The organism is Cedecea davisae DSM 4568 (assembly GCF_000412335.2).
Lineage (GTDB): Bacteria > Pseudomonadota > Gammaproteobacteria > Enterobacterales > Enterobacteriaceae > Cedecea > Cedecea davisae.
The window spans coordinates 4,169,430-4,189,222 of the sequence record NZ_KE161030.1 but is presented as its reverse complement, the minus strand read 5'-3'; the positions used below and the strand labels follow the sequence as shown (position 1 = coordinate 4,189,222).

At 54.7% G+C, this 19,793-nt stretch carries 23 protein-coding genes; 12 read left to right on the top strand and 11 right to left on the bottom strand.

The window, feature by feature from the left end; translation table 11 throughout:
* The first annotated feature begins 630 nt into the window (after positions 1-630).
* The 5 genes from mnmL to HMPREF0201_RS19065 all read left to right on the top strand — a co-directional run bounded on the left by mnmL (position 631) and on the right by HMPREF0201_RS19065 (position 6,797).
* Positions 631-1,563 (top strand): tRNA modification radical SAM protein MnmL/YtqA, encoded by a 933-nt coding sequence (mnmL, locus tag HMPREF0201_RS19090; RefSeq protein ID WP_016538401.1) that lies wholly within the window; start codon positions 631-633, stop codon positions 1,561-1,563.
* Between the two features lie 61 nt (positions 1,564-1,624).
* Entirely contained in the window at positions 1,625-3,967 is a 2,343-nt protein-coding gene (arcB, locus tag HMPREF0201_RS19085) for an aerobic respiration two-component sensor histidine kinase ArcB (RefSeq protein ID WP_016538400.1), read from the top strand.
* 231 nt (positions 3,968-4,198) lie between these two features.
* Positions 4,199-4,852: an isoprenoid biosynthesis glyoxalase ElbB gene (elbB, locus tag HMPREF0201_RS19075; protein WP_016538399.1), complete on the top strand. Its 654-nt coding sequence runs from the start codon at positions 4,199-4,201 to the stop codon at positions 4,850-4,852.
* Entirely contained in the window at positions 4,849-5,577 is a 729-nt protein-coding gene (gene mtgA / locus HMPREF0201_RS19070; protein ID WP_016538398.1) for a monofunctional biosynthetic peptidoglycan transglycosylase, read from the top strand. Before elbB ends, mtgA begins: the two co-directional genes overlap by 4 nt.
* Before the next feature lie 83 nt (positions 5,578-5,660).
* Positions 5,661-6,797, top strand: coding sequence for a glycerate kinase (locus tag HMPREF0201_RS19065; RefSeq protein ID WP_039899446.1), 1,137 nt, complete (start codon positions 5,661-5,663; stop codon positions 6,795-6,797).
* Positions 6,798-6,812: 15 nt separating this feature from the next.
* Here HMPREF0201_RS19065 and npr read toward each other — a convergent pair whose 3' ends face one another.
* The 11 genes from npr to HMPREF0201_RS19010 form a co-directional block, all read right to left on the bottom strand.
* Positions 6,813-7,085: a PTS phosphocarrier protein NPr gene (npr, locus tag HMPREF0201_RS19060; protein ID WP_016538396.1), complete on the bottom strand. Its 273-nt coding sequence runs from the start codon at positions 7,083-7,085 to the stop codon at positions 6,813-6,815.
* Positions 7,082-7,936 carry an RNase adapter RapZ gene (gene rapZ / locus HMPREF0201_RS19055; protein WP_016538395.1) on the bottom strand — a complete coding sequence of 285 codons (855 nt, stop codon included), beginning with the start codon at positions 7,934-7,936 and terminating at the stop codon, positions 7,082-7,084. Before rapZ ends, npr begins: the two co-directional genes overlap by 4 nt.
* Positions 7,937-7,982: 46 nt before the next feature.
* Positions 7,983-8,480 carry a PTS IIA-like nitrogen regulatory protein PtsN gene (ptsN, locus tag HMPREF0201_RS19050; protein WP_016538394.1) on the bottom strand — a complete coding sequence of 166 codons (498 nt, stop codon included), beginning with the start codon at positions 8,478-8,480 and terminating at the stop codon, positions 7,983-7,985.
* Positions 8,481-8,562: 82 nt separating this feature from the next.
* Complete coding sequence (gene hpf, locus HMPREF0201_RS19045; RefSeq protein WP_016538393.1) at positions 8,563-8,850, bottom strand: ribosome hibernation promoting factor; 288 nt, start codon at positions 8,848-8,850, stop codon at positions 8,563-8,565.
* A gap of 22 nt (positions 8,851-8,872) precedes the next feature.
* Positions 8,873-10,306, bottom strand: coding sequence for an RNA polymerase factor sigma-54 (gene rpoN / locus HMPREF0201_RS19040; RefSeq protein ID WP_016538392.1), 1,434 nt, complete (start codon positions 10,304-10,306; stop codon positions 8,873-8,875).
* A gap of 48 nt (positions 10,307-10,354) precedes the next feature.
* Complete coding sequence (gene lptB, locus HMPREF0201_RS19035) at positions 10,355-11,080, bottom strand: LPS export ABC transporter ATP-binding protein (protein WP_016538391.1); 726 nt, start codon at positions 11,078-11,080, stop codon at positions 10,355-10,357.
* Positions 11,081-11,086: 6 nt separating this feature from the next.
* Complete coding sequence (lptA, locus tag HMPREF0201_RS19030) at positions 11,087-11,638, bottom strand: lipopolysaccharide ABC transporter substrate-binding protein LptA (RefSeq protein ID WP_016538390.1); 552 nt, start codon at positions 11,636-11,638, stop codon at positions 11,087-11,089.
* Positions 11,607-12,179, bottom strand: a complete 573-nt coding sequence (gene lptC / locus HMPREF0201_RS19025) for an LPS export ABC transporter periplasmic protein LptC (RefSeq protein ID WP_016538389.1) — start codon at positions 12,177-12,179, stop codon at positions 11,607-11,609. The genes lptA and lptC overlap by 32 nt, the downstream gene beginning before the upstream one ends.
* Positions 12,176-12,742 (bottom strand): 3-deoxy-manno-octulosonate-8-phosphatase KdsC, encoded by a 567-nt coding sequence (gene kdsC, locus HMPREF0201_RS19020; RefSeq protein WP_016538388.1) that lies wholly within the window; start codon positions 12,740-12,742, stop codon positions 12,176-12,178. The genes lptC and kdsC overlap by 4 nt, the downstream gene beginning before the upstream one ends.
* Before the next feature lie 17 nt (positions 12,743-12,759).
* Positions 12,760-13,746: an arabinose-5-phosphate isomerase KdsD gene (gene kdsD, locus HMPREF0201_RS19015; RefSeq protein ID WP_016538387.1), complete on the bottom strand. Its 987-nt coding sequence runs from the start codon at positions 13,744-13,746 to the stop codon at positions 12,760-12,762.
* A gap of 16 nt (positions 13,747-13,762) precedes the next feature.
* Positions 13,763-14,740: a calcium/sodium antiporter gene (locus tag HMPREF0201_RS19010; protein WP_039898865.1), complete on the bottom strand. Its 978-nt coding sequence runs from the start codon at positions 14,738-14,740 to the stop codon at positions 13,763-13,765.
* A gap of 229 nt (positions 14,741-14,969) precedes the next feature.
* Here HMPREF0201_RS19010 and mlaF point away from each other — a divergent pair, with 229 nt between their 5' ends.
* From mlaF to murA, 7 genes are all read left to right on the top strand, one after another.
* Positions 14,970-15,785: a phospholipid ABC transporter ATP-binding protein MlaF gene (gene mlaF, locus HMPREF0201_RS19005; RefSeq protein WP_016538385.1), complete on the top strand. Its 816-nt coding sequence runs from the start codon at positions 14,970-14,972 to the stop codon at positions 15,783-15,785.
* Between the two features lie 6 nt (positions 15,786-15,791).
* Positions 15,792-16,574 carry a lipid asymmetry maintenance ABC transporter permease subunit MlaE gene (mlaE, locus tag HMPREF0201_RS19000; protein WP_039898863.1) on the top strand — a complete coding sequence of 261 codons (783 nt, stop codon included), beginning with the start codon at positions 15,792-15,794 and terminating at the stop codon, positions 16,572-16,574.
* A 4-nt stretch (positions 16,575-16,578) separates the two neighbouring features.
* Positions 16,579-17,130, top strand: coding sequence for an outer membrane lipid asymmetry maintenance protein MlaD (gene mlaD / locus HMPREF0201_RS18995; protein WP_016538383.1), 552 nt, complete (start codon positions 16,579-16,581; stop codon positions 17,128-17,130).
* A gap of 18 nt (positions 17,131-17,148) precedes the next feature.
* Positions 17,149-17,778 carry a phospholipid-binding protein MlaC gene (gene mlaC, locus HMPREF0201_RS18990; protein WP_016538382.1) on the top strand — a complete coding sequence of 210 codons (630 nt, stop codon included), beginning with the start codon at positions 17,149-17,151 and terminating at the stop codon, positions 17,776-17,778.
* Positions 17,778-18,080: a lipid asymmetry maintenance protein MlaB gene (gene mlaB / locus HMPREF0201_RS18985; RefSeq protein WP_016538381.1), complete on the top strand. Its 303-nt coding sequence runs from the start codon at positions 17,778-17,780 to the stop codon at positions 18,078-18,080. The genes mlaC and mlaB overlap by 1 nt, the downstream gene beginning before the upstream one ends.
* Before the next feature lie 130 nt (positions 18,081-18,210).
* Positions 18,211-18,465, top strand: a complete 255-nt coding sequence (ibaG, locus tag HMPREF0201_RS18980; RefSeq protein WP_008454819.1) for a BolA family iron metabolism protein IbaG — start codon at positions 18,211-18,213, stop codon at positions 18,463-18,465.
* Between the two features lie 53 nt (positions 18,466-18,518).
* On the top strand, positions 18,519-19,781 hold the full coding sequence (murA, locus tag HMPREF0201_RS18975; RefSeq protein WP_016538380.1) for a UDP-N-acetylglucosamine 1-carboxyvinyltransferase: 1,263 nt from the start codon (positions 18,519-18,521) through the stop codon (positions 19,779-19,781).
* Positions 19,782-19,793: the final 12 nt, after the last annotated feature.

Here is a 19,793-nt window from a genome sequence, read left to right as displayed (position 1 = left end):
GACGCAGCAAGGGCATGGCGACGGGGTTTGCGCATCTTACGCTTGCCTCGCGTGTCGCCCTCTTAATGTCCAACGCATCCGGTGTCACAAGTGTTGAGGACTTGCTTTAGAGGGAATCTCAATTACTGCATAAATATGATGGGCACAGAACCCATCCAGAAAGCTTCCAGCGGATTTCCAACTTATCGGGAAAGAGCACACAGGTCAAATGGCATTCTTATTTATACATAATTGTGCTAAGGGTGGGTTAACGATATGAATAAGAAGATTTTTTTGTCTTTTTTGCACATTCAGAAAGGTCTGCTAACGTCGGGCTTTATGTGATCGTCCTCACTATCCGAAAGCCTGTGAAACTCCAGACCATGCTGGCATGAATGATATTGCCAGCACGATATGCTGCCTAACCCTCGCGGTGTGCAGCATGACACTGTTTTTCACCGGGCGTCATATTCTTTAAATAAAGGGATGCGTCATAAGGAAAAGTAATTACGCTTAGGGTGGATAAAATTGCACTAATTTTGAATGATTATTCAATAGCTAAAGCTGCGCCGAAGCGATTGATCCAGGTCATCGCCGGGGCGAACAGAAAATGGCAGGCTAGGCCCCTTTTTCGGGACGGCCCATCAGATTATGCAGTTACAGAAATTAGTCAATATGTTTGGCGGCGATCTCTCTCGTCGTTACGGGCAAAAGGTCCACAAGCTTTCGCTTCACGGCGGGTTTAGCTGCCCGAATCGCGACGGTACTATCGGGCGCGGGGGCTGCACTTTTTGCAATGTCGCCTCTTTTGCCGATGAAGAACAGCAGCACAACTCTATTGCCGTGCAGCTCGCGCGGCAGGCCAGCCGCGTGGATCGCGCGCAGCGCTATCTGGCTTATTTTCAGGCCTACACCAGCACCTGGGCAGAGGTTCAGGTATTGCGTTCGATGTATCAGCAGGCGGTGAGCCAGGCCAGAATTGTCGGCCTGTGTGTAGGAACCCGCCCGGACTGCGTGCCCGACAGCGTGCTCGATTTGTTGAGCGAATACCGTGAACAAGGGTACGAGGTCTGGCTGGAGCTGGGTCTACAGACGGCGAACGATAAAACCCTGCACCGTATCAACCGGGGGCATGATTTTGCCTGCTATCAAGAAACCACGCGGCGGGCGCGTGCCCGTGGTTTGAAAGTCTGTAGCCACCTGATTGTAGGTTTGCCCGGCGAGGGGCAGCAGCAGTGCATGGAAACGCTGGAGCGGGTGGTGGAAACCGGCGTGGATGGCCTGAAGCTGCATCCGCTACACATTGTTGAAGGCAGCATTATGGCGAAAAGCTGGCGTGCGGGCCGCCTCGGCGGCATTGAGCTTGAGGAATACGTGCAAACCGCCGCAGAGATGATTCGCCATACGCCCCTCGACGTGGTGTTCCACCGCATCTCCGCCAGCGCACGCCGCCCTACGCTGCTGGCGCCTTTATGGTGTGAAAACCGTTGGACGGCGATGGTGGAGATAGATCGCTACCTGCTGGAACATGGAACGCAAGGATCGGCTCTCGGTACGCCGTGGGATCTCTCACTTCTTTCGTAATACCTGAGCGTTAGCCCTTTTTGCGGTATATTTAGCGCATCCACGGCGAAGGAAGGGTTCCATGAAGCAAATCCGGTTATTAGCGCAGTATTACGTCGATCTTATGGTGAAGCTGGGGTTAGTGCGCTTCTCCCTGCTGCTGGCTTCGGCTCTGGTCGTGCTGGCGATGGTGGTGCAGATGGCCGTCACCATGCTGCTGCGCGGCCAGGTCGAAAGCATCGATGTTGTTCGCTCCATCTTTTTTGGGTTGTTGATCACGCCGTGGGCGGTCTACTTCCTGTCGGTCGTTGTTGAGCAGCTTGAAGAGTCCAGGCAGCGCCTGTCGAAGCTGGTGGAAAAACTTGAGGAGATGCGCGAGCGTGACCTGATCCTCAACGTCCAGCTAAAAGATAATATCGCCCAGCTCAACCAGGAAATTGCGGACCGTGTGAAGGCGGAAGCCGAGCGCCAGACTATGCTTGAGCAGCTTAAAGTGGAGATGCAGGAGCGTGAAGAGACGCAAATCCGGCTTGAGCAGCAGTCCTCTTTCCTGCGCTCCTTCCTTGATGCTTCCCCTGACCTGGTGTTCTACCGCAACGAAGATAAAGAATTCTCCGGCTGTAACCGGGCGATGGAGCTGTTGACCGGGAAAAGCGAAAAGCAGCTAATCCACCTCAAACCGCAGGACGTTTACTCTGCCGAGGCCGCCGAAAAAGTGCTGGAGACCGACGAGAAAGTCTTCCGCCACAACGTGTCGCTAACCTACGAGCAGTGGCTTGATTACCCGGACGGGCGCAAAGCCTGCTTCGAAATTCGTAAAGTGCCTTATTACGACCGCGTGGGGAAACGCCATGGCCTGATGGGCTTTGGGCGTGATATTACCGAGCGTAAACGCTACCAGGATGCCCTGGAACGCGCCAGCCGGGATAAGACCACGTTTATCTCTACTATCAGCCACGAGCTGCGCACGCCGCTTAACGGCATTGTCGGCCTGAGCCGTATTCTGCTGGATACCGACCTGAGCGCCGAACAGACCAATTACCTGAAAACCATTCACGTTTCGGCCATCACTCTCGGCAATATCTTCAACGATATTATCGATATGGATAAACTTGAGCGCCGCAAAGTGCAGCTTGATAATCAGCCGGTGGATTTCACCAGCTTCCTTGCCGACCTCGAAAACCTCTCCGGCCTGCAGGCTCAGCAAAAAGGGCTATCGTTTGTTATGGATCCGACGTTGCCGCTGCCGCATAAAGTGGTGACGGACGGCACGCGCCTGCGCCAGATTCTGTGGAACCTTATCAGTAATGCGGTGAAGTTTACCCCGAAAGGCGGGCTGGTGACGGTGCGGGTTCGTTATGAAGAGGAGAGCTGCCTGCGCTTTGAAGTGCAGGATTCGGGTATCGGCATCCCTCAGGATGAGCAGGACAAAATTTTTGCCATGTACTACCAGGTGAAAGACAGCCACGGTGGTAAACCGGCGACCGGCACCGGTATTGGCCTTGCGGTATCGCGCCGCCTGGCGAAGAGCATGGGGGGCGATATTACCGTGACCAGCAAGCCGGGTGAAGGCTCGCTGTTTACCTTGACCGTGCAGGCGCCAAGCGTAGCCGAAGAGGTTGAGGATACGCTCGACGACGACGAGATGCCGCTGCCGGCCCTGCACGTCCTGCTGGTGGAAGATATCGAGCTGAATGTCATCGTGGCGCGCTCGGTACTCGAAAAGCTGGGGAACAGCGTTGATGTGGCGATGACCGGGAAAGAAGCGCTGGAGATGTTTATTCCAGGGGAATATGACCTCGTACTGCTGGACATTCAACTGCCGGACATGACCGGGCTGGATATCTCCCGCGAGCTGAATAAACGCTTTAGCAAAAGTGAGCTGCCGCCGCTGGTCGCGCTTACAGCTAACGTGCTGAAAAACAAGACCGAGTACCTGGAAGCCGGAATGGATGACGTGTTGAGTAAACCGCTCGCCGTGCCGGCACTGATGTCGATGATCCAAAAGTTCTGGGATAACCAGATAACGGACAAGGAGCCTGTGGTGACAAAAGTCGATAGTGAAAAACAGCAAGCGCTGCTCGATATTCCCATGCTTGAGCAATATATCGAGCTGGTAGGGCCAAAATTAATAACCGATGGCCTGGCGATGTTCGAAAAAATGATGCCGGGTTATTTAGAAGTGCTCGATTCCAATATGACCGCGCGGGATAACAAAGGCGTGGTGGAAGAGGGGCATAAAATTAAAGGTGCGGCTGGCTCGGTCGGTCTGCGCCATCTACAGCAGGTTGCCCAGCAGATTCAGTCGCCGGATTTACCTGCGTGGTCAGATAACGTTGGCGAATGGATCGAAGAGCTGAAACAAGAGTGGCAGCACGACGTTAACGTATTAAAAGCGTGGGTAGCCGAAGCTGGAAAAAAATGACCCCGGCCAGGCCGGGGTGCGCGAATACTGCGCCAACACCAGGGAAAACAGGGTTGCGCCTTTTTTAAGCGTTGAATTAATTAATGGCACAACCAGCAATTCGCGGGCCGTCAGCCATATAAGATAGCAAAGCTTGAAATATTTGTTACGTGAATCAGTAAAATATGTGAAGCATAACGAGCAAATGGTTCGGCTGATACTGAAGCAGGCTTTAAGTAAAGGAGCGTTCAAATGAAGAGAATCGGCGTAGTGCTAAGTGGCTGTGGCGTTTACGACGGCAGCGAAATCCACGAGGCGGTGCTAACGCTGCTGGCGCTGTCCCGTGCCGGTGCCGAGGCGGTTTGCTTTGCACCCGATAAACCTCAGTCTGACGTTATCGACCATCTTACCGGCGAGACCGCTAACGGCGGCCGCAATGTTCTGCAGGAAGCGGCCCGCATTACGCGCGGCAATATTCTGCCTTTGCGCGAGGCGGTGTCCGAAGCGCTCGACGGCCTGATCGTGCCGGGTGGATTTGGCGCGGCTAAAAACCTGAGCACGTTTGCCGCCCAGGGTGCTGAATGTGAAGTTGATGCTGATTTACGCCGCCTTGCGCGCGAATGCCACGAGCAGGGAAAGCCTCTGGGCTTTATGTGCATTGCTCCGGCGATGTTGCCAAAGATTCTGGATATGCCTCTGAGGCTAACCATCGGGACGGATATCGATACCGCTGAATTGCTGGAAGCGATGGGCGCAGAGCATGTTCCCTGCCCGGTAGAGGATATCGTTGTTGATGAAGATCGTAAGGTCGTGACTACGCCTGCTTATATGCTGGCACAAAACATTAACGAAGCGGCCATCGGTATCGACAAGCTGGTTGCACGCGTGCTGGAACTGAGCGCGTGAGGAAAGGGCGTTTTGCACCGTTGCAGTGGGTGAAACGCTGGCTTCTGAGGGCTTTGATCGCGGTTGGCGGCCTGTGGCTTTTCGGGCTGCTGCTGTTTCGTTTTGTCCCCGTGCCGTTTTCCGCGGTAATGGTTGAGCGCCAGGTCAGCGCCTGGGCGAGCGGCAATTTTGGCTATGTCGCCCACTCCGACTGGGTATCTATGGACGAAATTTCGCCGTGGATGGGGCTGGCGGTTATTGCCTCTGAAGACCAAAAATTCCCCGAGCACTGGGGATTTGATACCGCCGCTATCGAGAAAGCGCTCGCGCACAATGAGCGTAATGAGAACCGCGTTCGCGGCGCTTCAACGCTCTCCCAGCAAACGGCCAAAAACCTGTTTCTGTGGGACGGGCGTAGCTGGCTGCGTAAAGGTCTGGAGGCCGGGCTGACCGTTGGGCTGGAAACGGCGTGGAGTAAACGGCGGATTTTGACGGTGTACCTGAATATCGCCGAGTTCGGTGAAGGTGTTTTTGGCGTTGAAGAGGCCTCACGGCGCTATTTTAACAAGCCAGCCAGCCGCCTGACTCCGGCAGAAGCGGCACTGCTGGCCGCGGTATTACCCAACCCGATTCGTTTTAAAGCCAATGCGCCATCCGGCTATATTCGCCAGCGGCAGCAGTGGATCATGCGCCAGATGCGTCAGCTGGGCGGGGAGTCCTTCCTCGAGCAGCATAATTTAAAATAACCGCCCGAGCGCCCTCCGGCGGTTGTTCTTCCTTCCGCAGTTCGCCGCCTGGTTGTGCTATGCCGCGGTTGAATGAGGTCGCCATGAAAATTGTTATTGCCCCCGATTCTTTTAAAGAAAGCCTGAGCGCAATGCAGGTTGCCGCGGCTATTGAGCAGGGTTTTCGCGAAATTTACCCGCATGCCAATTATGTAAAGCTGCCGATGGCCGACGGCGGGGAAGGTACCGTCGAGTCGATGGTTGCCGCCACCGATGGGAAAGTCATTCCGGTAACGGTGACCGGCCCGCTCGGGCAGCCGGTTGAAGCCTTTTTTGGCCTGACGGGCGCAGAGGACATGGCAATCATTGAAATGGCCGCTGCCTCCGGTCTGCATCTGGTTCCCGTGGCGCAGCGTAACCCGTTATTAACCGGTACTTTCGGCACCGGCGAGCTTATCCTTGCGGCGCTGGAGTACGGCGTCAGCAAAATCATTATCGGCATTGGCGGTAGCGCTACGAACGACGGTGGAGCTGGCATGATGCAGGCGCTGGGCGCAAAGCTCCTTGATGCCAAAGGGCAGCAGCTAAGTGCCGGAGGCGCGGCGCTGGCGGAGCTGAGCTCGCTGGACTTGAGTCTGCTGGACCCGAGATTGCTGCAAACCGAAATCTTGGTCGCCTGCGATGTTGATAACCCGCTGTGCGGTGAAAAGGGAGCTTCTGCGGTATTTGGACCGCAAAAAGGCGCGACGCCGGAAATGGTCAGCCAGCTGGATGCTGCTCTCAGGCACTATGGCGAGCAGATTGAGCGGCTCGGCGGCAAGCCGGTTATTGATGTGGCCGGAGCGGGGGCTGCGGGAGGAATGGGGGCTTCGCTGTTCGGGCTGTTGAATGCCAGGCTGCGGCCGGGCGTTGAAATAGTCACCGAAGCGTTAAAGCTGGCAGAGGCTATTGAAGGCGCGGACCTGGTTATTACCGGAGAAGGGCGGATTGATAGCCAGACGATACACGGTAAAACCCCGGCAGGCGTGGCAAGAGTCGCTAAGCGATTTGATGTGCCGGTGATTGCGCTGGCGGGCGGTATGGCGCCTGATTACGGGGTGGTGCATCAATATGGAATAGACGCCGTATTTTCAGTGCTTAACCGGATCCAGACCTTACCGGAGGCGCTTGAACAGGCGGAGGAAAATATACGCATAACGGCGCGTAACGTAGCCGCGGTGTGGAAAATGGGGCGCGGCTAATGCCGCGATACCCGCTTAGTCTTCGTCAAAACCGGCATTGAACAGCGCGATTACCGCCGCCAGAGCCTGTTCTTCCTCAGGACCCGTCACTTCCACCTCGATGTGCCCCCCCTTGGCGGAGTCCAGCATCAGCAGAGCAATCACGCTGCTGGCTTCGGCTTCGGTTCCTGCTTCATTTCTCAGCATTACTTCGGCGTCAAAGCTTTGCACCAGTTCAAACAGCTTCATAGCCGGGCGGGCGTGCATGCCCAGCTTATTGGTGATTTCAACGGTATGCTTTACGGTCATGTTTTACGTTTTTCCAGCGTGCGGTGTCGGGACTGGACGTTCTTGCCGCGCGAACGGAAGTAGTCGGCCAGCTGCTCTGCAATATAAACCGAACGGTGCTTACCGCCGGTACAGCCGATAGCGACGGTCAGATAGCTACGGTTGTTGGTTTCCAGCATGGGTAACCATAACTCAAGATAGCTGCGGGTCTGGTAGATAAAATTGTGTACTTCTGTGTGCCTGTCGAGGAAGGCGGCAACCGGTCTGTCGAGGCCGGTCATCGGGCGCAGCTTCGGGTCCCAGTGCGGGTTAGGCAGGAAGCGAACGTCAAACACATAGTCCGCATCAATCGGGATGCCGTGCTTGAAGCCGAAGGACTCAAACACCATCGTCAGCTCGCGCTCGCGTTTGCCCAGCAGGCGGGTACGCAGCATTTCAGCCAGCTCGTGAACCGACATTTCCGAGGTGTCGATAATCAAGTCCGCGCGGGATTTCAACGGTTCGAGCAGGTCGCTCTCTTCGTCGATAGCGCTTTCCAGCGAAAGATTCTTGCTGGAGAGCGGGTGCAGGCGGCGAGTATCGCTGTAGCGGCGAATCAGGGTGTTGCGGTCGGCGTCCAGGAACAGCAGCTGCGGCGAGAAAGCATCCGGCAGATTGTCCATCGCCTGCTCGAAGATCTCCGGTGATTCCGGCATGTTGCGCACGTCAATACTGACCGCGGCGGAAATTTGCCGGTCAGCAAGCGTTTTTGCCAGCTCCGGCAGCAGAACAACCGGCAGGTTATCCACACAGTAGAATCCCATATCTTCCAGTGCGCGCAAGGCTACAGACTTCCCTGAACCTGAGCGGCCGCTGACAATCATCAGCACCATGTAATCATTCCCCCGATTTATCTGTCCGGTACATCAAACGTGCCGATTATTCGTTTTCGCTGGCGTTATCGACTTCTGTTTCAGTAATTATCTGGTAAAGCTCTTCATCGCTGCTGGCCGAACGCAGGCGGCGGCAAATGGTTTTATCCGCCAGACGCTTCGCCACCAGAGACAGCGTATGAAGGTGGGTCTTGGTTTGATCCGCCGGCACCAGCAGCGCGAACAGCAAGTCCACCGGCTGGTTGTCGATAGCATCAAAAGCGATAGGCGTTTCCAGCTGGATAAAGACGCCAACGGCGCGCAGCGTATCTTCCTCAAGCTTGCCGTGGGGAATTGCAATGCCGTTGCCAATGCCGGTACTGCCCATACGTTCGCGGGTTAATACGGCTTCGAAAACGACCTGCGGCGGCAGGCCAAGCTGTTTTGCTGCCAGTTCGCTGATAATTTCCAGCGCACGTTTTTTACTCTGGCAGTGGACGCCACTGCGAGTACATTCCTGGTTAAGGACATTGCTCAGTTGTAGAGCCGAATCGTTGTTCATCATAAGTTCACCTAAGCATTTTTTGTGCGAACGGCCCGCTACACAGGCAGCGGGCCGACCGTATGCACATCTGATGCCCGGATTATCAGTGTTGTTTTAGTTTATCTTTGTGTTTTGTTAACTGTCGGGCCAGTTTATCAATCAGTCCGTCAATCGCGGCATACATGTCCTGGCCTTCGGCGCTGGCATGCAGTTCTCCACCGTTCACATGCAGCGTAGCATCCGCCGCATGAGTCACTTTTTCCACCTTTAATACAATATAGACCTGGTTGATTCTTTCGAAGTACTGCTCCAGTTTGGCAAACTTAGCGTTCAAAAAATCACGCAGTGCATCGGTTATCTCGACGTTTTGCCCTGTAATGTTGAGCTGCATAGTGTCTTCCTTATCGGTGAAGTCACACCAGCTGTTTACGCTGGTTTGACGGTGGAATGGATAAAGATTCTCGGTACTTCGCAACTGTGCGGCGTGCCACCATAATACCCTGATCCGACAGCATTGAGGTTAATTTACTGTCGCTCAGAGGTTTGGCGGGGTTTTCCGCAGCTATTAACTTCTTCACCAGCGCACGAATTGCCGTTGAGGAGGCTTCGCCGCCGCCTTCGGTACTGACATGGCTGGAGAAGAAATACTTTAATTCAAAAATGCCGCGCGGGCTGTGCAAATACTTCTGCGTCGTCACCCTTGAGATGGTCGATTCGTGCATCTCTACCGCCTGGGCAATATCCGCCAGCACCATCGGCTTCATGTGCTCTTCGCCATGCTCAAAAAAGCCCTGCTGCTGCTCCACAATGCAGCGGCTAACGCGTAACAGCGTATCATTGCGGCTTTCGAGACTTTTAATCAACCACTTCGCTTCCTGCAGGTGACTGCGAATAAACTGCGAATCGCTGTCATTGCGGGTATTTCCGCCCATGGCGGCATATTGCTGGTTGATTTTGAGGCGGGGAATGCTGTCGGAGTTAAGCTCTACGGTCCAGCGCGACTGTAGCTTACGCACCAGCACGTCCGGAATAACGTATTCAGGCTCGCCGGTTTGAATGGACTGGCCGGGGCGTGGGTCAAGCGACTGAATCAGGCACATGGCCTCTTTCAGTACGTCTTCTTTGATTCTTGTGACGCGCATTAAGGCGCGGAAATCGTGGTTAGCCAGCAGATCTAAATGGTCGCTAACAATCAGGCGAGCTTCGGCCAGCCAGGGCGTTTCTTTGGCGAATTGAGAAAGTTGGATCAGCAGGCAGTCGCGCAAATCTCTTGCCGCCACGCCTACCGGATCGAAGCGCTGAATGCGCTTAAGCACCGCTTCGACTTCATCGAGAGTAACCTCGTCGTTGCCCATGCTTTCCAGAATGTCTTCCAGCGGGACGGTGAGATACCCGGTTTCGTCTACCGCGTCGACTATCGAAGTTGCAATCGCGGTGTCCGTGTCGGAGAAGGGCGTCAGGTCAACTTGCCACATCAGGTAGTCCTGAAGCGACTGGGTCGTTTCCCCCTGATAAACGGGAAGCTCATCGTCGAGATAGTCGGTGCCGGTGCCCGAAGGGGTTCCTGCGGTATAAATCTCATCCCAACTGGCGTCCAGCGGTAGCTCCTCGGGCATATCTTTCTGTTCGAGGGCTTCGCGGGTGTCCATGGCTTCGCTCTCAGGCATTTCCTGAGTATCGATTTCATCATGCAGGTCGGTTTGCTCAAGCAATGGATTGCTGTCCAGTGCCTGCTGGAGTTCTTGCTGAAGCTCTAACGTCGAGAGCTGCAACAGGCGAATTGCCTGCTGTAGCTGGGGCGTCATAGCAAGTTGTTGGCTAAGCCGTAATTGCAAACCTTGCTTCATGTTCAGAGCAAACGTCCTCAAATAAGTCGTGTAAGACTTCCCACCCTATCAGAGTCTGAACTCTTCGCCCAGATAGACTCGCTTAACTTGCTCGTCTTCAAGGATTTCTTCCGGCGTGCCGTGGGCAATCAGGTGGCCCTGGCTAACGATATAGGCGCGTTCGCAGACGGCCAGCGTTTCGCGGACGTTATGGTCGGTAATCAGCACGCCGAGGCCGCTGTCGCGCAGATGCTCGATGATGCGTTTGATATCAATTACGGAAATCGGGTCTACGCCGGCAAAAGGTTCATCCAGCAGGATGAATTTTGGGTTTGCTGCCAGCGCGCGGGCTATTTCAACGCGGCGGCGCTCCCCGCCGGACAGCGACTGCCCGAGGCTATTGCGCAGATGAGAGATGTGGAACTCTTCCATCAGCTCGTTGGCGCGGTCTTCGCGCTGCTCTGAGGTCAGGTCATCGCGAATCTGCAACACCGCCATCAGATTATCGAAAACGCTCAGGCGGCGGAAAATAGAGGCTTCCTGAGGCAGATAGCCGATACCACGGCGTGCGCGGGCATGCAGCGGAAGCAGGCTGATGTCTTCATCATCAATGATGATATTGCCCGCATCGCGAGGCACGATACCTACAACCATATAAAACGTCGTGGTTTTACCGGCGCCGTTTGGCCCGAGCAGCCCAACGATTTCGCCTGATTTAACGGTCAGGCTGACGTCTTCGACTACGCGGCGGCCCTTGTAGGCTTTAGCCAGGTTTTTCGCAATTAAAGTTGCCATGACGAATTAGTTACTCTTTTTCTGTGCCGGCTGCTGGCCGTTTTTGTTTTGCAACTGAGACGGCACCAGCACGGTGGTGACTCGCTTGCCTTTATCGCTAAACGCCTGCATTTTTTGCTCTTTCACCAGGTAAGTTATCTTGTCGCCGGTGATATTGCTGTCCAGCTGTTCCAGGTAAGCTTTACCGGTCAGCACGACGAAGTCGTTGGCCAGCTCATAATGCATGGTGGAGGCGTGGCCTTTTACCGGCTTCCCGCTGTCCTGCATTTGGTAGAAGGTTGCCGGGTTGCCGTAGCCGTCGATCACCTCTTTGCCCTGCTCGCCGCCGGGACGGGTGACGACAACTTTGTCGGCGTTGATTTTGATACTGCCCTGAGTCACCACGACGTTACCGGTGAAGGTGACGACGTTACCCTGCATATCGAGGGACTGCTGGTCCGATTCAATATGAATCGGCTGTTCGGTATCACCGGTCAGCGCCCAGGCGGACCATGGTGCGGCAAAGAGCGTACCAAGCAGAACAAGTTTAAGGCTGAGTTTGTTTATTCTGGATTTCATAAGAGGTTTTAACCTTTTCAATCAGCTGTGCAGTTTGGCTGCGTAAGTTGCCGCGCATTTTCAGGCCGCTGGAATTAAAGCTGGTACCGTACAGGGTAACCAGGTCGTCGGACGCAACGTCCTGGGTGACGAGGTTAACCTGCGCATTGTCTGTCGTGATTTTGCGTAACTGCGACTCCGGGGTCAGCGCCGTTACCACCACGTTGCCGTACAAATAGAGCATTTTGTCATCGGTAAGTTTGGCGCGATCGGCGTGAATTTCCCAGGTGGCGACCTTCTTTTCATCGTACTGGGTCATCACCGGTTTGGTGAACCAGGAAATCCCCGTATCCGAAAAATATTCAACATGCTGGGCTATCAGTTTGTAATTCAGCGCGCCCTGCGGGTTGTACACTACCGTTGTGGAAAGCTCACTCTGATAGGTGGGATCATTATTATTGACGGTTACGCCAGGTTCGTCACGATCCGTAAGATTCAGGCCGATCAGGACCAGCGCCGCGATGGCGAGCAGGATAATAAGCCAACGTTTGGTCTTACTCATATGGATTGCCCTTTGGCCTCGTCAAGCTTACCTTGCGCCATCAATAACAGATCGCAAACTTCCCGCACCGCGCCGCGCCCGCCGCTAATTCGGGTAACGTAGTCAGCCTTTGGCGTGAGCAGCGGATGGGCGTCTGCAACGGCTACGCTTAAGCCCACTTGTTCCATTACCGGCCAGTCGATCAGGTCGTCACCGATATAAGCCGCCTGCTCTGGAGAGAGCGCCAGCTTTGCCAGCAGATCGCGAAAGGCGATGAGCTTATCTGACTGCCCCTGATAGAGGTGCGTGATACCCAGAGTTTCACAGCGGTCTTCCAGCAGTTTTGCTTTCCTTCCGGTAATAATAGCGACTTCAATCCCGGAGGTCAGGGCGCAGCGAATGCCGTAGCCATCGCGCACGTTGAAGGCCTTCAGCTCTTCGCCGCTATTGCCCATGTAAATCAGGCCGTCTGACATAACGCCATCGACATCCAGAATCAGCAGGCGAACTTCTTTCGCCCGCTCTATGACCTGCGCGCTAACCGGCCCATAACAGGTGTTCAGCAACGCATCACGGTTACTCATTAAGGCTAATCCTTTGTTTAAACTACGCCTGCGCGCAGCATGTCATGCATATGTACCACACCCAGCAATTGGTCGCCATCTGCGACCAGAACCGAGGTGATATGGCGCGACTGCATCAGGTTCAGGGCGTCAACCGCCAATGTTCCCGGACGCACGCGAATGCCGCCTGCGGTCATCACGTCAGCAATGCGTAGGGTATTTAAATCAGCACCCATATCGAACACGCGACGTAAGTCGCCGTCGGTAAAGATGCCTTCAATTTTCATCAGGTCATTGCAGATGACCGTCATCCCCATGTTTTTACGGGTAATTTCCAGCAGCGCGTCGCGCAGAGAGGCCTCTTTGCTGACGTGCGGAATTTCATCCCCGGAGTGCATAATGTCGTTAACTCGCAGCAGCAGTTTACGGCCCAGCGCGCCGCCCGGATGGGAAAGCGCAAAATCTTCGGGCGTAAAGCCGCGGGCTTTCAGCAGCGCGACAGCAAGCGCATCACCCATCACCAGCGTTGCCGTGGTGCTGGTGGTCGGTGCCAGGCCCAGAGGACAGGCTTCCTGTGGCACCGCGATGCACAGATGAATATCTGCCGCACGGCCCATTGAGCTTTCCGGGCGGCCAGTCATGCAAATTAACGGCACCTGGAGGCGTTTTAACACCGGGATTAGCGCCAAAATTTCGTTAGATTCGCCGGAGTTGGAAATGGCTATCACGATGTCCTGCGCGGTAACCATGCCGAGATCGCCGTGGCTGGCTTCACCGGGATGGACGAAAAATGCCGGGGTGCCGGTGCTGGCGAACGTCGCCGCCATCTTCTTACCGATATGGCCCGACTTGCCCATGCCCATCACAACTATCTTGCCCGCGCAGTAAAACATTTTCTCACAGGCCTGCGAGAAGTCGTCGTTAATATACTGGTCGAGCTGAGCCAGGCCTTCACGTTCAATATTGAGCACGTCTTTGCCCGCTTGTTGAAAGTCAAAACCCGGCGCTAAATCTATATGAGACATAATTCCCGTTTCCGTTTTATCCGACGACAGGTGGTGCAACAAACCAAAGCACCACAATCCATACGATAAACCCACATGTTAACAGAGCGCCCGCGAGCTTGCCGATTTGGCGAGGTTTACGCCAGCAAAGCACGGCAAAAACAGCACTTACCGCTAACATCAGCCAATAATCACGCGCAAAGGCCAGCGGGTCGATACTGCCCGGAGCCACCAGTGCGGGGATCCCCAGAACAAAAACAATATTAAAAATATTTGAGCCAATGATATTGCCAATGGCGATGTCATCTTCACCTTTGCGTGCGCCCGCAATCGCCGTCGCCAGTTCCGGCAGGCTGGTGCCGATAGCAATGATCGTCAGGCCGATAACCAGCTCGCTCACGCCGAAATAGTGGGCGAGAACAGAAGCATTATCGATAACCATTCTGGTGGCCATCGGCATAATAACCAACGCAACGCCGAGCCATAAAAACGCTACCGAAAGGCTGCCTTCCTGCGGCAGCTCGGCTAGCTGTTCGCGCGTGAGGCTATCTTCGCCCTGACGCTCGGCAAGGCGGCCTATTCTAATAATAAACAGCAGATATAGCACCGCCATTGCCAGCAGTATTATGCCTTTGAACTGGCTCAGCTCCCCGTCATACAGAAACAGGCCAGCGGCGGCGCTAACGATCAACATTAGCGGTAATTCGCGGCGTACAATATCGGAATTGACGGTAAATGGGTGAAGCAGCGCGGCCAAGCCGAGAATCAGCATGATATTGGTTATATTAGAGCCGATTGCCGTTCCGACGGCTAAGTCCAACTGCCCGTGCAGCGCCGATGAGCTGGCAATAATGATTTCAGGAAGCGAGGTGCCAATGCTGACCACGGTCATGCCGATGATAAGCGGCGGGACGCCGATACTTCGACAAAGGATCGCGGCGGCAAAAACTAAACGATCGGCACCATAAACCACCAGAAGTAAACCGATAATTAATAGCGCCGTAGCTAACAGCATGAAAAATCCTTTATTAAGATATAATCGCCGGTCCTGGGCCCTGAATGTTCCGGCGGAGCCGAAGCGCCGTCTGGACTTAGCCATAAGTCTTAATTCTGACTTTATGCGGCAGAAAAGTAAAACAAATGCCAGCTTTCGCTAACCCGGACAGGTAATATTCTGTAAAAATGATGGGTTTCAGCCTCTCTTTGAGGCCATGCTTGCCGCTTAAGACAAAAAAGGAAGGGCGATGAGTCAGACTGAAGCGAACCTGGTTGAGATCCGTGGGATGAGTTTTTCCCGTGGCGATCGCCAGATTTTCGATAATATTTCCCTGACCGTACCTCGCGGCAAAATAACCGCGATCATGGGGCCATCGGGGATCGGCAAGACGACGCTATTAAAACTTATTGGCGGGCAGATAACCCCCGATAGCGGTGAGATCCTGTTTGATGGCGAAAACGTTCCGGCAATGTCACGCTCGAGGCTTTTTACCGTCCGCAAGCGCATGAGCATGTTGTTCCAGTCCGGCGCGTTGTTTACCGATCTCGACGTGTTTGAAAACGTTGCCTATCCGCTGCGCGAGCATCGTAATCTGCCTGAGCCTCTGCTGCACAGCACGGTGATGATGAAGCTGGAAGCGGTCGGGCTGCGTGGTGCGGCTAAACTGATGCCGTCTGAGTTGTCCGGCGGGATGGCACGGCGTGCCGCGCTGGCTCGTGCTATTGCCCTTGAGCCAGACTTGATCATGTTTGATGAGCCTTTTGTTGGCCAGGACCCAATAACGATGGGCGTACTGGTGAAGCTTATCTCTGAGCTGAATAGCTCGCTTGGGGTAACCTGCATTGTGGTATCCCACGACGTTCCCGAAGTATTAAGTATCGCGGATTACGCTTATATTGCTGCCGACCAGCACATTGTGGCGCACGGTAGCGCGGCTGAGCTGCGTGAAAATCACGACCCACGCGTTCGACAATTCCTCGACGGCATCGCTGACGGACCGGTGCCGTTCCGTTATCCGGCCGGGGATTATCAACAAGATTTGTTATCTGGAACGAGGAGCTAAGCGCTCATGCTGCTAAATGCACTGGCATCTTTCGGGCGACGTGGGGTAAAAACCTGCGCTTCGTTTGGGCGTGCCGGATTGATGTTATTCAACGCGCTGGTAGGGAAACCGGAGTTTCGCAAGCATGCGCCGCTGCTGATGCGTCAGCTTTACAACGTTGGCGTGTTGTCGATGCTGATAATCATGGTTTCCGGCCTGTTCATCGGCATGGTGCTGGGGCTGCAGGGCTATCTGGTGCTGACGACTTATAGCGCGGAGTCAAGCCTGGGTATGCTGGTTGCGCTCTCTTTGCTGCGCGAGCTGGGGCCAGTGGTTGCCGCGCTGTTGTTTGCCGGGCGTGCCGGGTCTGCATTAACCGCCGAAATTGGCCTGATGCGGGCGACCGAGCAGCTTTCCAGTATGGAAATGATGGCGGTCGATCCGCTGCGCCGCGTGGTTTCACCGCGCTTTTGGGCCGGTGTCATTTCTCTGCCGCTGTTAACGCTTATCTTTGTTGCCGTTGGCGTTTGGGGCGGCGCGCTGGTTGGCGTTAACTGGAAAGGTATTGACGCTGGTTTCTTCTGGTCGGCAATGCAGAATGCGGTTTCCTGGCGGCTTGATTTAGTGAACTGCGTGATTAAGAGCGTAGTTTTCGCCATTACCGTAACGTGGATTGCGTTATTCAACGGGTACGACGCGATTCCGACGTCCGCAGGGATCAGCCGGGCAACCACACGCACCGTTGTGCACGCTTCTCTGGCCGTCCTCGGCCTCGATTTTGTGCTGACAGCACTGATGTTTGGGAATTGAGTTCATGCAAACAAAGAAATTTGAAGTTTGGGTAGGTGCTTTTCTGCTGGTGGCGCTGGTAGCGATTATTTTCCTCTGCCTGAAAGTGGCTAACGTCACTTCCCTGCGCAGCGAACCGACTTATCGCGTCTATGCGACCTTTGACAATATCGGTGGCCTGAAAGTCAGCTCTCCGGTTCGCCTCGGCGGCGTAGTCATTGGCCGGGTTGATGATATCGCCCTCGACCCGAAAACTTATCTGCCGCGCGTAACGCTGGATATTGAGCAGCGCTACAACCAGATCCCCGATACCAGTTCGCTGGCTATTCGCACTTCTGGCCTGCTGGGTGAGCAGTACATCGCCCTGAACCTTGGCTTTGACGACCCGGAACTGGGATCATCTATGCTCAAAGACGGCGGTACTATCCAGGATACCAAGTCCGCGCTGGTGCTTGAAGACCTGATTGGCCAGTTCCTGTATAAGAGCGGCAACGGCGATAATAAGAATTCTGGCGATGCCGACCCGCATGCGGCGGGTCATACTGATGCTACGCCGCAGTCTGGCACCACGAATTAATCTAAGAGGAAACGAGTAATGTTTAAACGTCTTATGATGATTGCCATGTTGGTGATTGCGCCATTCGCTATGGCGGCAGACCAGAGTAATCCCTACAAATTAATGAACGAAGCGGCCCAGAAAACCTTCGATCGCCTGAAAACCGAGCAGCCTAAAATCCGCCAGAACCCGGACTATCTGCGTGATATCGTCGGCCAGGAGCTGCTGCCCTATGTGCAGGTGAAATACGCCGGTGCGCTGGTGCTGGGGCGCTACTACAAAGAGGCAACGCCCGCGCAGCGTGACGCTTATTTCAAAGCTTTTGAAGAGTATCTGAAGCAGGCTTATGGCCAGGCGCTGGCGATGTACCACGGGCAGACTTATCAGATTGCTCCGGAGCAGCCGCTGGGCAATGCCGATATTATCCCTATCCGCGTGACGATTATCGATCCAAACGGCCGCCCTCCGGTACGTCTTGACTTCCAGTGGCGTAAAAACACCCAGACCGGTAACTGGCAGGCCTACGACATGATCGCCGAAGGGATCAGCATGATCACCACGAAACAGAACGAGTGGAGCGATCTGCTGCGTACTAAAGGGATCGACGGCCTTACCGCTCAATTGCAGACTATTTCTAAACAGCCCATCACGCTGGACAGTAAAAAGTAATGGCAGAAGAACTCAGCTGGAAACAGGAAGGGGCGACCCTGCACCTGACGGGCGAGCTGGATGGCGAAACCGTTCAGTCGCTCTGGCAGGTGCGTGAGAAGGCGGTAGCTGGCGTAACGAGCTTTGAGCTTAGCGGCTTAACGCGCGTTGATACCGCAGGGCTTGCGCTGCTGATCCATCTGATTAATATCGCCGGGCGGAAAGGCGCGGAGGTTCGATTGCAGGGAGCCAGCGAGAATTTACGGACTCTTGCCCAGCTCTATAACCTGCCGGATAAACTGTTGCCGCACCTGGCCGGCTAATGTTTTCAGCACGTTACTATTAAAGCCCTCGAACTGTTAAGTTCCGGGGCTTTTTGCTTATTTCAGCGAGCGCCACTTTCCTCTAAGATGTGTGGCTTATTTCATTAACCGACGAATAGATAAAAAGCCCATGGAAAATCATGAAATTCAGACAGTGCTGATGAACGCACTGCCTCTCCAGGAAGTCCACGTCTCAGGCGATGGCAGCCACTTTCAGGTGATAGCGGTGGGTGAGTTGTTCGCCGAGTTAAGTCGCGTCAAAAAACAGCAAACGGTTTATGCGCCGCTGATGGAGTTTATCGCCGATAACCGTATGCATGCTGTTTCAATTAAGACCTACACTCCGGAAGAGTGGGCGCGCGATCGCAAGCTAAATGGTTTTTGAGCCATCGGCCCGGGCTGATGGTAACGGTTTGAATTTTAAAGAGAGCAGTTTTAATGGATAAATTTCGTGTGCAGGGGCCGACCCGCCTGAGCGGTGAAGTCACAATTTCCGGGGCTAAAAACGCCGCGCTGCCGATCCTCTTCGCAGCCCTGTTGGCGGAAGAGCCGGTTGAGATCCAGAACGTTCCAAAGCTGAAAGACATTGATACCACCATGAAGCTGCTGAGCCAGCTGGGGACCAAAGTTGAACGTAATGGCTCGGTGCATATCGACGCCAGCGGCGTCAATATCTTCTGCGCACCCTATGACCTGGTGAAAACCATGCGTGCTTCTATCTGGGCGCTGGGGCCGCTGGTTGCTCGTTTTGGACAGGGTCAGGTTTCTCTGCCGGGCGGCTGCGCTATCGGCGCACGTCCGGTTGACCTTCATATTACCGGCCTGGAGCAGCTGGGTGCCGAGATCAAGCTGGAAGAGGGTTACGTTAAGGCTTCTGTAAATGGCCGCCTTAAAGGGGCTCATATCGTGATGGATAAGGTGAGCGTTGGCGCTACCGTTACTATCATGAGCGCCGCGACGCTTGCCGAAGGCACCACGGTTATTGAAAATGCCGCACGTGAGCCGGAAATTGTTGATACAGCAAACTTCCTCAACACGCTGGGTGCTAAAATCACCGGCGCAGGTTCTGACCGTATTACCATCGAAGGCGTTGCTCGCCTCGGCGGCGGCGTGTACCGCGTACTGCCTGACCGTATTGAAACCGGGACCTTCCTGGTTGCTGCGGCTATTTCCGGCGGTAAGATCATTTGCCGTAATGCCCAGCCGGATACGCTGGATGCGGTGCTGGCAAAACTGCGCGAAGCCGGGGCTGATATTGAAACTGGTGAAGACTGGATAAGCCTCGATATGCACGGCCAGCGCCCGAAAGGCGTAACCGTTCGCACGGCTCCACACCCGGGCTTCCCGACGGATATGCAGGCGCAGTTCACCCTGCTTAACCTGGTAGCGGAAGGAACCGGCGTGATTACCGAAACCATCTTCGAAAACCGCTTCATGCATGTGCCTGAGCTGATTCGTATGGGCGCGCACGCGGAAATCGAAAGCAATACCGTTATCTGTCACGGCGTTGAAAAGCTCTCCGGAGCGCAGGTCATGGCCACCGATTTACGCGCTTCCGCAAGCCTGGTGCTCGCCGGCTGTATTGCCGAGGGGACTACGCTGGTTGACCGTATTTACCATATCGATCGCGGCTACGAGCGCATTGAAGACAAACTTCAGGCTCTGGGTGCCAACATTGAGCGCGTGAAGGGCAGCGAGTAATTCCTTTTGCCT

Coding starts and splice junctions, on each gene's coding strand:
- mnmL (WP_016538401.1), top strand. CDS start 631: ATGCAGTTACAGAAATTAGTCAATATGTTTGGCGGCGATCTCTCTCGT.
- arcB (WP_016538400.1), top strand. CDS start 1,625: ATGAAGCAAATCCGGTTATTAGCGCAGTATTACGTCGATCTTATGGTG.
- elbB (WP_016538399.1), top strand. CDS start 4,199: ATGAAGAGAATCGGCGTAGTGCTAAGTGGCTGTGGCGTTTACGACGGC.
- HMPREF0201_RS19065 (WP_039899446.1), top strand. CDS start 5,661: ATGAAAATTGTTATTGCCCCCGATTCTTTTAAAGAAAGCCTGAGCGCA.
- npr (WP_016538396.1), bottom strand. CDS start 7,085: ATGACCGTAAAGCATACCGTTGAAATCACCAATAAGCTGGGCATGCAC.
- rapZ (WP_016538395.1), bottom strand. CDS start 7,936: ATGGTGCTGATGATTGTCAGCGGCCGCTCAGGTTCAGGGAAGTCTGTA.
- ptsN (WP_016538394.1), bottom strand. CDS start 8,480: ATGATGAACAACGATTCGGCTCTACAACTGAGCAATGTCCTTAACCAG.
- hpf (WP_016538393.1), bottom strand. CDS start 8,850: ATGCAGCTCAACATTACAGGGCAAAACGTCGAGATAACCGATGCACTG.
- rpoN (WP_016538392.1), bottom strand. CDS start 10,306: ATGAAGCAAGGTTTGCAATTACGGCTTAGCCAACAACTTGCTATGACG.
- lptB (WP_016538391.1), bottom strand. CDS start 11,080: ATGGCAACTTTAATTGCGAAAAACCTGGCTAAAGCCTACAAGGGCCGC.
- lptA (WP_016538390.1), bottom strand. CDS start 11,638: ATGAAATCCAGAATAAACAAACTCAGCCTTAAACTTGTTCTGCTTGGT.
- lptC (WP_016538389.1), bottom strand. CDS start 12,179: ATGAGTAAGACCAAACGTTGGCTTATTATCCTGCTCGCCATCGCGGCG.
- kdsC (WP_016538388.1), bottom strand. CDS start 12,742: ATGAGTAACCGTGATGCGTTGCTGAACACCTGTTATGGGCCGGTTAGC.
- kdsD (WP_016538387.1), bottom strand. CDS start 13,746: ATGTCTCATATAGATTTAGCGCCGGGTTTTGACTTTCAACAAGCGGGC.
- HMPREF0201_RS19010 (WP_039898865.1), bottom strand. CDS start 14,740: ATGCTGTTAGCTACGGCGCTATTAATTATCGGTTTACTTCTGGTGGTT.
- mlaF (WP_016538385.1), top strand. CDS start 14,970: ATGAGTCAGACTGAAGCGAACCTGGTTGAGATCCGTGGGATGAGTTTT.
- mlaE (WP_039898863.1), top strand. CDS start 15,792: ATGCTGCTAAATGCACTGGCATCTTTCGGGCGACGTGGGGTAAAAACC.
- mlaD (WP_016538383.1), top strand. CDS start 16,579: ATGCAAACAAAGAAATTTGAAGTTTGGGTAGGTGCTTTTCTGCTGGTG.
- mlaC (WP_016538382.1), top strand. CDS start 17,149: ATGTTTAAACGTCTTATGATGATTGCCATGTTGGTGATTGCGCCATTC.
- mlaB (WP_016538381.1), top strand. CDS start 17,778: ATGGCAGAAGAACTCAGCTGGAAACAGGAAGGGGCGACCCTGCACCTG.
- ibaG (WP_008454819.1), top strand. CDS start 18,211: ATGGAAAATCATGAAATTCAGACAGTGCTGATGAACGCACTGCCTCTC.
- murA (WP_016538380.1), top strand. CDS start 18,519: ATGGATAAATTTCGTGTGCAGGGGCCGACCCGCCTGAGCGGTGAAGTC.